Here is a 10,098-nt window from a genome sequence, read left to right as displayed (position 1 = left end):
GGGCGGGGCGCGGGAGGGGCCGGAGGCTCCCCCCGCCCCCTCCCCCTCTCCCCCTTCGGGGGAGGGGGCGGGGGGTGGGTTCGGGGGTGGGGGGAAGCGGAGGCGCAGCGCACGGCCCCGGCGGGCGAGCGCGAGGTGCCTGCGCCCTGACTGCGGACGACCTGCGCCCTGACCGCGTACGACCTGCGCCCCCGAGCACGGACGCCCTGCGCACCCGGCCGCGGACAAAACGCCCCCATGGGCGATGATGGAAAGCCCGCGGTCAATGCCGCCCGCGCCGATAGATGATGAGTACGTGGCCGAGCGATCGGCGAAAGGTGCGACCCATGGCAGCGCGCATAATCCTGGCCCGGCACGGGAAGACCGAGTGGTCCGTTTCCGGCAGGCACACCGGGCGTACGGACATCCCGCTGCTGGACGAGGGCCGGCGCGGCGCGAAGCTGCTCGGGGAGCGGCTGCACCACGCGCCCTGGGACGGCCTGCCGGGCGTCGAGGTCCGCACCAGCCCCCTGGTGCGCGCGAAGGAGACCTGCGAGCTGGCCGGTTTCGGCGACCGGGCGCAGGAGTGGGACGCGCTGATGGAGGTCGACTACGGCGCGTACGAGGGGCTGACGCCCGCCCAGATCAAGGCGGGGCGGCCGGGGTGGCTGATCTGGCGGGACGGTGTGCCCGAGGGCGAGACGCTGGCCGAGGTCTCCGCACGGGCGGACGAGGTCGTCGCCTGGGCGCGGTCGGCCGACCGGGACGTGCTGGTCTTCGCGCACGGGCACATCCTGCGCACCCTCGGCGCCCGCTGGCTGGGCCTGGACATCTCGTTCGCCGCCCGCATCCGGCTGGAGCCGACGTCCCTGTCGGTGCTCGGCTGGGCCTACGGGGAGCCGGCGATCGAACGCTGGAACGACACGGGCCACCTGGGCTGACCCGCCCCCTCCGATTCGCCCACCGGTGCGCGCGCCCGCAGGCCCGTACGACGGCCAGCCCGCACGTCCGCCGTCCGCCCGCCGGCACGACCGCGGGTCCGCACGACCGCAGCCCCTGCCCGTAGTGGGACCTAGCCCACCCCGACCACCTCCGCCGCCGCCTCGCCATCACCCGCCGCCTCACCATCCCCCGCACCCGCACTCGCACCCGCCGTCGCGTGCCGGGACAGGAAGTCGGCGACCGGGGGGAGGGTGTGGTGGGGGCGGAGGGTGTGGGCGGTGGTGGCGAGCAGGGTGCGGATGCGGGCGGAGCGGACCTCTTCGAGGAGGGCCAGGACGCGCAGGCCGGCCGCGGCGGCCTCCTCGGGGGCGCCGTCGGCGGCGAGGTCGGCGGCCAGTTCCGCGGTGAACAGCGCGATGTTGCGGGTGAAGTGCGGGTCCTGGAGGGCCACCGCGCGGTGCGCGTGCTCGGCGGCGCGTCCGGCGTCGCCGAGGGCCGACCAGCACTGCGCCGTGAGGCCCGCCAGTTCGGCCTCGCCGTAGAACGTCATCCACTCGGGGTCGCCGTCCCGCGGCCCGGCGGCGAACAGCCGCTCGGCACGGGCCAGCGCCTGTTCGCAGCCGGGACGGTCCGCCAGCCCCGCCCAGCCGCCCGCCTCGCGCAGCGCCAGCAGGGACAGCAGCCGCGGCGAGGCGAGGTGCTTGGCGGCCTGCTGCCCGGCCTGCGCGGCGCGCACCGCCTCGCGCGGGCGGGCGGCGTCCCGGGCGAGGAAGGCGGTGTTGCAGAACGCGTGCGCCTCCAGGGCGGCGTCGCCGCAGACCCGGGCGGTGGCCAGCGCCTCGGCGTAGTGGGAGCGGGCGTCGTCGAAGCGGCCGGAGTCGTGGGCCAACCAGCCGACGGAGATGGCGAGTTCACCGGCGCCGGTGTGCAGCCGGTCGGAGACCGAACGGTGCCGGACATCGGCCTCCAGCAGGTCGTAGGCGGCGCGCAGCGGCTGGGTGGCGCGGTGGTAGATGCCCTCCGCGCCGTGCCGGTCGTCCAGCAGCCGGATGTACCGGACGGCCTGTTCGACGGCGGTGGCCTCGGCGGCGCCGGCGCGGCCGCCGGCCGGTGGGCGCGGCGGGGGCACCCGGTCGGATGCGGCAGCGGCCTCGATGGGGTGCAGGGCGGCGAAGCCCAGGGCTGCCGCCGGGCCGCCGGTGATGAACGCGCGACGCAGCACGTCGCTCTCCTCGCAGATCTGGATACGGGTATCGCGGTGGTCGGGGTCGGTTGCCAGGGGCGCGGCGCTGACCGCCGCCGTACGCGCCCCCCGTCCGCGTACCGCCTCGCGCGGCGCGAAGCCCATGTCGGGCAGCGTCAGCCCGGGGAACATGTGCCGGAACACCCGCTCGTAGGCGTAGTTCGGACACCGGATCTCCCCGGACTCGACGCGACCCACATAGCGGGCGTCGCACGAGACCTGCTCACCGATCTCACGGGCGGACCGTCGGACCGCCGCCGCGAACTCGCCCGGGGACAGCCGGCCGCGCAGCTGTCGGAAGGCGGTGTTCGGGCGGGCGGGTACGGTACGGGACGACGCTGATCGTGCTGCTGGCGACGCCATGGCGGACCCTCACCGTGCCCTCTCCGTGCCATCTGTGTGGCGATGCCGCGTCTGGCGGTGCGGCGGGACGACCGTACCGGCTGTGACGACACCGATACGCACAGTTTGGCTACAAACCGGATATCTCACGCGTGATCTGCCATGAACTGCCATCCTTTGCAGCGTTACGCCGCCGTAGCTGTTGACACGCCCGACCGTTGAATTCGGTGTAAAGGGACTGCAGGTGCAGGAGGAGGGGTTTTCCGTGTGGGAGACCGGCGTGAGCAGGGGCGGCAACGGTTCCGCGGGCCAGGCCGGCGGCTCGCGGAGGCAGGTCGTGCCGGGCGGGACGGCCGCCGTTCCGGTGCAGCCCTGCGACCTCGTGACGGTGCCCGCCCGGCAGGGGCTGGAGGCCGTGGACATCCTGCGGCTGCGGGACGGGGTGGGCCCGGTGCTGCACGACGGGGCCTGCGACACCCTCGGCTTCCTCGTACCGCCGGGCACGGCCGCCGGCTGGGACGTGCCGGGCAGTGCCTGCACCCAGACCTACGGGCGGGGGGTCCTGCCGGGCGCCGCGGGCGGTGACGGCGAACCGGCCGAGCCGCCGGTGACCGGGACCGGCTGGCTGGTGCCGCCGGAGGGCGCGGGGGCGGCCGCCACGGACCCGGTCGTGCTGCGGGCGGCGCTCGGGGAGGCGGCGCGGACGATCGCGGCGGTCGACCGCTGTCAGTGACCCCCGCGGGGGAGCGTGGCGGAGCGACGGACCCACCGCGACGGAGACCCACAGCGACGGATGAACGACGTGCAGGGGCTGCCCGGTTGTGCCGGGCGGCCCCTGCCGTGTGCCGTTCCGGTGTGTCGGGCGGCGGGCCCGTCTAGACGGCGGGCTCGTCGGCCGGGGCGTCCGGGACCGGGCCGCCCGCGGGAGCCGGGGTGGTGGCCCCGGCCGGGCGGGGGATGGTGGCGGTGCCCTGCCGGTCGCCGAGCCTGCGCCGTACGCCGCGGACCACCCGTGCCGCGGTGAAGGCCGCGCCGTGGACGAAGCGCATCGACGGGCCGAAGGACGGCGCGGTCAGCAGGCCGGCGAAGAACAGGCCGGGCCAGGAGGACTCGAATCCGGGGCTCAGTTCGGGGGCACGGCTGCCGCCGATCGTCCGCAGGGTCGTGCGCACCCGGGGGTGGAGCAGCCGCAGCCGTCCCACGTCAGGGGTGAAGCCGGTGGCGGCCACCACATGGTGGGTGTCGAGGGTTTCGGTACTCCCCTCCGTATGGGTGAGATGGAGCCGCACGCCGTCGCCGTGCGGGACCGCGGCCCGGAGCCGGTGATGGAGCAGGAGTGGTACGGCGGATTCGAAGCGTTCGCGCAGCCACCAGGCGCCGGCCGGGGCCAGCGCGTTCTCGGCGAGCCGTACCCGGGTCGGCGACGGCAACCGGCGTACCGCCCAGGGGAGTTGGGACCACGCCCAGTTCGGCCAGCCGGTGCCGAGGGCGCTGTGCGGGTCGCGCGCGGCGCGCAGCCGGCCGCGGTCGAGGGGCTGCGGCGGGGCGTTCCAGCGCAGCCGGTCGGCGCGGGCGACGACGTGGGCGCGGGCGCCCTGCTCGGCGAGCAGGGTCGCGGTCTCCAGGGCGCCCTGGCCGGAGCCGATGACGGTGACGTGCCGGCCGGTGAAGCGGGACAGGTCGTGGTGGTCGCTGCTGTGCGAGGCGAGTTCGGCGGGCAGGTCGAGCAGCGGCCAGGGGCGGTGGGCGAACGGCGGCAGGCCGACGGCGAGGACGACCGTGCGGGCCGCGATCAGCTCGCCGGTGTCCGTCGCCACCCGGAAGCCGTCGTCGCCGTCCGGGCGGACCGCGGTGACGGTGGTCTCGTCGATCTGCGGTACGGCCCGTTCGGCGAACCACCTGCCGTACGCGGTGAAGGTGTCGAGGGGCAGCGGGACGCCGTGCTCGGCGGTCAGGTCGTGGGCGGCGCAGTAGCCGGCCAGGGTGTGGCCGCCGGTGGGGGAGGAGAGGCTGGAGGCCCAGGGCTCGGATTTGAGGAGCATGCCGGCGGGCATGTGGTCGCGCCACGAGGCCATCGGCCGGCCCAGGACCCGCAGCCGCAGTCCGGCCGCCGCCGCGTGTGCGGCGATCGAGAGTCCGTAGGGGCCGGCGCCCACCACCACGAGGTCGTACATGGGTGTCTTCCTGCTCTTTCTGGTTGCTGATTTCCGGTTGCGGGTTGCGGGTTGCTGGTTGCTGGTTACCGCTCGTCGGTCGTCGAAGGGGTTGGCGTCGAGCCGCAGCAGCACGACGGGCACCTCGGTGTCGAGCGGCGGGCCGGCCGGCGGCGTGCCGGGCGACGGCGTGCCGGGCGGGGCATGGCGCGGAGTCCTTCGCTTCGCTGTTCGACGGACCTTCGATGGGCCTTCCATGGGCGTTCGATGGACCGGGTGGGGGACCGGGGGGCGCCAATGGGCTACCGGAATGCGTTCCGGCGCGGCGTCCGGGCTATCTCCTTGGTGCCGTCTTGGGACGCGTCCTGAACGGCCGTCATGTGTCAGCGCACCGGACCGCGGGCGTCCGCGGAGGAGCCACCGGAGGCACCATGTCCCAGCGCAACCGGCGGAGGGCGGCAGCCACCGCGGCCGGCGCGCTGCTGGCGTGCCTGCTGGCCGCCGCCCCGGTGGTGTCCGCGGCCGGACCGCCGCCCCCGGTACCGCTGGGGGCGTTCCTCGGGTCCGACGCCCGCGGGGTGCGGCGGATGACGGCGCTCCGGCAGTGGCTCGGCGGCACCGACGTCCGGGTGGGCCACACCTACCTGCCCGGGAACAACTGGTCGGACATCGAGGGCGACCCGGCGTTCCTGTGGCCGTGGACGGTCTGGCGGCACGGGGCGCCCGGCCGGCTGTTCGTCCTGAACGTGCCGATGATGGCGCCCGACGAGGCGCGGCTGCCGGACGCCGAGGTGCGCCGGCTGCTCGGCACCGCCGCGGCGGGAGCCTTCGACGGGCACTTCCGCACCCTCGCCCGGCGCCTGGTCGGTGCGGGCCTGCCGGACACCGTGCTCACCCTCGGCTGGGAGATGAACGGCATCACCTACACCCACCGCTGCGCGCCCGAACCCGCGGCGTGGAAGGCGTACTGGCGGCGGATCGTCGCCGTGATGCGGGCGGTGCCGGGGCAGCGGTTCCGGTTCGACTTCGCGCCGAGCCGGGGGCGGGACGCGATCGGCTGGACCCTCTGCTACCCGGGCGACGACGTCGTGGACGTCCTCGGCATGGACTCCTACGACCAGCCGGCCGGGGAGAGCTTCGACGCGATGGTCCGCGAACCGTACGGGCTCAAGGCCCAGGTGGACTTCGCGGCTGCGCACCGGAAGCCGATCTCGTACCCGGAATGGGGCCTGTTCCGCAACGGCGACAACCCCGGCTTCGTGACCCGCATGCTGGACTGGATGGCGCGGCACCCGCCGCTCTACCAGACGATCACCGACTACTGCCCGCACGGCGTGTGGCAGTGCCGGGCCAACCCGCGCGCCGCGCAGGCGTACCGGCAGGTGCTGTACGGCGTGCCGGACGCGGCCGGGCCCACCGGGACGCCGCCGCCCGTTCCGGCGCGGCCTGTCGGATAAGCGGTGGTCCGGGGAGGTCATGGCCGGCCGGCGCCGCTCGCCCGTACGGCGCCGAGCCGGGTCCGCAGGCCGCGCAGCGAGGTCATCCGCCCGCGGGCCAGGCCGGCGGCCCACGTCCGGCAGGTGATCCGGGCGGCGTACAGCCCGAGCGCGGGCGCCTGCGCGCGCCGGGCCAGCAGCAGCCGCTGGTTGGTCACCGGCACCGGCCGCCAGTGCAGCTTGTACGGCTCGGTGCCGCGCAGCAGGCTCAGCGCGCCGCGGCCGGTGTCCACCACGTGGCGCGCGTCGTGGCGCATCAGCATCGTGGTGATGTCGACCTTCCGGACGCGGAGTTCGGGATCGGCGCCGTAGAGGTAGCCGCCGGCCAGGTCGGCGGACATCAAGAGGATGTCGGCGGCCATCACCCGGCCGTCCAGCCGGTACTCGGTCAGCACCGCGTCGCCGCTGCCGACCATCTCGCGGGTGGCGCGCGCCAGATGGGCGGCGAACCGGGGCCGCAGGTGCTCCGGCGTCACGCCCCGGCCCTGCCACTGCAGGCCGTGCAGCCGCAGCATGTTGCGCACCGAGGAGGGCACGTCCCCGGCCGGGACGGTGCGTTCCTCGATGCCCAGCGCGTCGAGCCTGCGGAGCTTGGCGCGGGCCCGGCGGGCCCGGGGCCCGGCCAGCCGGCCCACCAGGTCGTCCATCGGCATCCCGGGCAGTTCCAGGGTGACCGAGTCGGCGAGCCGGCGGCGCGGGCCCGGCCAGGCCGCGTACAGGTGCTCGGCGGCGGCGCCCGGCCGCACCTCGCGCAGGTCCACCAGCGCGCCGCGGGCCGCCCGGTGCACCCCGGCGGCGAGTTCCGCGGCCGCCGGCCCGGGGCAGGAGTCGTCCAGCAGGACGTCGGAGAAGTCCGAGATGGAGCCGCCGAGCGGCACCAGCACGGGCAGCGGACGGTAGGTCAGCATCAGCGGCGCCGCCGCCACCAGCCGCCCGCCGCGGCGCACCAGCACGATCCGCAGCCGCCCCGGCGTCCCGTACGACAGCCACCACGAGTGCAGCCAGGAGTGGCTCTGGAACGGGGTGGCCGCCCGGCAACGGCCGTGCAGCGCCCGCCAGTCGACGGCCAGCGCGGCGAACGCGGCCGGGTCGCGGCAGACCGTCGTGGTCATCGCACCGCGTCCTCGGCGGCCGGTACGGCGCCCGCCTCGACCGCGGCGTGGGCCGGGGCCGGGACCGATCCGCCGGCCCGTACCGCGGGGCGCCGCTCGCGCGGCCGGACCAGCAGCACCAGCCCGCCCAGCAGGCCGCCCGCCGCGCCGCCCACCGCGGTGGCCAGCGGCGCGGACGGCGAGACCGGGTCGTCCGGGGCCGAGGCGCGGGCGAAGACCAGCAGGTGGGCGCCGGTGCGGGCGGCGGTGCGGTTGCCGGTACGGGCCAGCGAGCGGGTCACCGCGTTGGCGAGGCCGGCGGAGCCGGCCGGGGTGCGCGCGGTGCCGGTGATCTCGATCATCGGGGCGTCCGGTGAGGTCGCCGCCCGGATGCCGCCGCGCAGCGTGCCGAGCGGCAGGCCGGAGTCCCGGTGCGCGTCGGCCAACACCGCGCCGCTGGTGGCGATCCGCCCGTACGCCTGGGCGAAGCCGAGCGCGGCGGCCGGGTCGGCGCCCTTGCCGGGCACCACGGCGACATAGCCGGTCGCGGCGTACCGCGGCGGTTCGACCGCCTGGTACACCGCCCCGCCGGCCGCGCCGAGCAGGGCGCACAGCGGCACCGGCCACCAGCGGGGCAGCGGGCCGAACCGGTCCCGCAGCCGGCGCAGCGCGCCCCGCGGCCGGCCGGTGGGGGCGTGGTTCACGGTCCCGTGCACGGCGCCGCCTACCGGTTGGTGAGCGTGGACGGGGCGGGCGCCGGGGACGGGTCCGGGAGCGCGACCACCCCGGAGGGGTGGCCCGGTCCGGCCGGTGCCGGCGCGGCGGCGCGCCACCGGGTCGCGGCGGTGGCCAGGGCCTCCTCGTAGACGTCCATCAGGGCCTCGGCGCTGCGGGCGATGTCGTAGCGGCGCACCACTGGCGGGACCGGTAGCCGGCCCGGTCCCTGCCGCCTCAACTCCCGTAGTGAGGTGGCCAGTTCGTGTACGCCGGGGCTGAAGCGCCGGGCGCCGGGGGCCTGGTCCTCGGGCAGTTCGTCGACCGCCGGGCAGCTGCCGTACAGGACGTGCAGCCCGGACGCCAGCGCCTCCAGGACGGCCAGGCCGAACGCCTCCTCGGGGGACGGGGAGACGAAGACGTCGATGGCGGAGAGCAGGCCGGGGATGTCCGGCCCGGCGCCGGGCGGTGGGGCGTCGGTGCCGCCGGTGCGGGCCCAGGCGTCGGCCCGGCCGGCGGCCAGCGCGCCGAACGCGCCGTCCCGCGCGCCGAGGAGATGGATCCGGTCGCCCGAGCCGAACTGCTCGGCCATCCGCCGCAGCATGTCCCGCTCCGGCCCCTCGCCGGCCAGCAGCAGGTGCACGCCGGGGAGCTGGGTCACCGCGCGGACCAGGACGTCGAACCGCTTGCCGGGCACCAGCCGGCCCACCCCGCCGACCACGAACGCGTCCACCGGCAGCCCGAGGCGGGTGCGGACCAGCGCCCGGGCGGCCGGGTCGAAGGCGAAACGGTGCGCCTCGATGCCGTTGGGGACGACGTGGATGCGCTCGCCGGGCACGCCCCAGCGGCGCAGCCGGGCCGCGACGGTGTCCGACACCGCGACGGTCGCCGAGCCCAGCCGTTCGGTGGCCCGGTACAGCCCGCGCACGCCGCGGGTGAGCCGGCGGCCCTCGATGACCGCGTCGCCGAGGGAGTGCTCGGTGGCGACCACCGCCCGGACGCCGGCCAGCCGGGCGGCGATCCGGCCGTAGACGCAGGCCCGGTACAGATGGGTGTGGACGACGTCGTGGCCGCCGGCGCGGATCAGCCGGGCCAGCCGGGGCAGGGCGGTCAGATCGCGGTTGCCGGTCATGCCGAGGTGGGTGACGGGGGTGCCGTCGGCCTCGATGCCCGCGGCGACCGGGCCGGGATCGGTCAGGGTGACGACCTCGCACGTGGCGGGCAGCCGGCGCAGCATCAGCCGCAGCTGCTGCTCGGCGCCGCCCACGTCGAGGCCGGTGATGACGTGCAGGACTTTCACCGGAGGCCTCCAGGAGTAGCGGTAGCGGCCGGGGATTGCGGGTTTCCGGGCCCGGACGGTGTCGCGGGGCCGGGGAAGGGGGTCTCGTCGAGGGGCAGGGCGCGGCGGCGCAGCGGGTGCAGGGCCCGTTTGAGGGAGAGCCGCCAGGGGGTGTCGGCGGCGCCGATGTGCACCCGGGGCAGGGCGTGCCGGCCGGTGAGCGGGCCGGGGTCGAGGGCGCAGGCGTAGGCGTAGCCGGCCGCGCGCACCGCCGCGACGGCCCGGGCGTCGACCCCGTCGTACGGGTAGCAGAAGCCGTCCGGGGCGTGGCCGGTGAGCTCGGCGAGCCGGGCCCGGCTGACCGCGGTCTCCCGCTCCCGGGTGACCGGGTCGGCGGTGGTGAGGTCCTGGTGCAGCAGCCCGTGCGAGCCGACCTCCATCCCGGCGGCGGCGACCGCGCGGATGCCGTCCTCGGTCAGCAGCGGTTTGCGCGGGCCCCTGGGGTCCCAGGAGTTGAGCCCGCCGGCCCGGCCGGGCAGCACGAACACCGTGGCGGTGCAGTCGTGCCGGCGCAGCAGCGGCAGCGCGCCGGTGAGGAAGTCGGCGTAGCCGTCGTCGAAGGTCAGCCCGACCAGGCCGGCGCCGCGCCCGGCGGCCCGGGCCCGCAGCAGCTCGCCGACCGCCACCCCGCGCAGCCCGCGGTCGCGCAGCCAGCGCAGCTGACGGTCCAGCAGGCCGGGGGAGACGGTGATCCGGTAGGGATCGTCCGTGCGGCCGGCGGTGTCGGTGACCGAGTGGTACATCAGGATCCAGGGCGGGCCGCCGCGGCCGGTGCGGAGACGGACGGCGGTGCGGCCGG

Annotated in this window: 9 protein-coding genes; 3 read left to right on the top strand and 6 right to left on the bottom strand. The window is 76.6% G+C overall.

Annotated features, from left to right (window positions below):
* Positions 1–326 precede the first annotated feature (326 nt).
* Positions 327–920 (top strand): histidine phosphatase family protein, encoded by a 594-nt coding sequence (locus tag V2J85_RS37295; protein ID WP_261951282.1) that lies wholly within the window; start codon positions 327–329, stop codon positions 918–920.
* A gap of 131 nt (positions 921–1,051) precedes the next feature.
* Here V2J85_RS37295 and V2J85_RS37290 read toward each other — a convergent pair whose 3' ends face one another.
* Entirely contained in the window at positions 1,052–2,527 is a 1,476-nt protein-coding gene (locus V2J85_RS37290) for an NsdA family TPR-like regulatory protein (protein WP_330824054.1), read from the bottom strand.
* Between the two features lie 244 nt (positions 2,528–2,771).
* Here V2J85_RS37290 and V2J85_RS37285 point away from each other — a divergent pair, with 244 nt between their 5' ends.
* A complete protein-coding gene (locus V2J85_RS37285) occupies positions 2,772–3,239 on the top strand; it encodes a hypothetical protein (protein ID WP_330824053.1) in 468 nt (155 codons plus the stop codon).
* A 142-nt stretch (positions 3,240–3,381) separates the two neighbouring features.
* On the opposite strand, the gene V2J85_RS37280 is transcribed toward V2J85_RS37285, so the two are convergent.
* Positions 3,382–4,680 carry an NAD(P)-binding domain-containing protein gene (locus tag V2J85_RS37280; protein WP_330824052.1) on the bottom strand — a complete coding sequence of 433 codons (1,299 nt, stop codon included), beginning with the start codon at positions 4,678–4,680 and terminating at the stop codon, positions 3,382–3,384.
* 410 nt (positions 4,681–5,090) lie between these two features.
* Between V2J85_RS37280 and V2J85_RS37275 the strand changes: the two genes are divergently transcribed.
* The gene (locus tag V2J85_RS37275; protein WP_330824051.1) at positions 5,091–6,116 is read left to right on the top strand and encodes a glycoside hydrolase family 26 protein; all 1,026 of its coding nucleotides are present in this window, start codon (positions 5,091–5,093) and stop codon (positions 6,114–6,116) included.
* A gap of 17 nt (positions 6,117–6,133) precedes the next feature.
* On the opposite strand, the gene V2J85_RS37270 is transcribed toward V2J85_RS37275, so the two are convergent.
* From V2J85_RS37270 to V2J85_RS37255, 4 genes are read right to left on the bottom strand one after another with little or no spacing between them, the layout of a single operon-like run.
* The gene (locus V2J85_RS37270) at positions 6,134–7,267 is read right to left on the bottom strand and encodes a GNAT family N-acetyltransferase (protein ID WP_261951287.1); all 1,134 of its coding nucleotides are present in this window, start codon (positions 7,265–7,267) and stop codon (positions 6,134–6,136) included.
* Positions 7,264–7,962 (bottom strand): YveK family protein, encoded by a 699-nt coding sequence (locus V2J85_RS37265; RefSeq protein ID WP_330824050.1) that lies wholly within the window; start codon positions 7,960–7,962, stop codon positions 7,264–7,266. The genes V2J85_RS37270 and V2J85_RS37265 overlap by 4 nt, the downstream gene beginning before the upstream one ends.
* 8 nt (positions 7,963–7,970) lie before the next feature.
* Positions 7,971–9,260 (bottom strand): glycosyltransferase, encoded by a 1,290-nt coding sequence (locus V2J85_RS37260; RefSeq protein WP_261951289.1) that lies wholly within the window; start codon positions 9,258–9,260, stop codon positions 7,971–7,973.
* Positions 9,257–10,042, bottom strand: coding sequence for a polysaccharide deacetylase family protein (locus tag V2J85_RS37255; protein ID WP_330824058.1), 786 nt, complete (start codon positions 10,040–10,042; stop codon positions 9,257–9,259). Before V2J85_RS37255 ends, V2J85_RS37260 begins: the two co-directional genes overlap by 4 nt.
* Between the last annotated feature and the right edge of the window lie 56 nt (positions 10,043–10,098).

This window comes from Streptomyces bugieae, from assembly GCF_036352915.1.
In the GTDB taxonomy this organism is placed as follows: domain Bacteria; phylum Actinomycetota; class Actinomycetes; order Streptomycetales; family Streptomycetaceae; genus Streptomyces; species Streptomyces endophytica.
The sequence above is the reverse complement of the archived record's forward strand: the minus strand, read 5'-3'. Positions and strand labels throughout refer to the sequence as shown.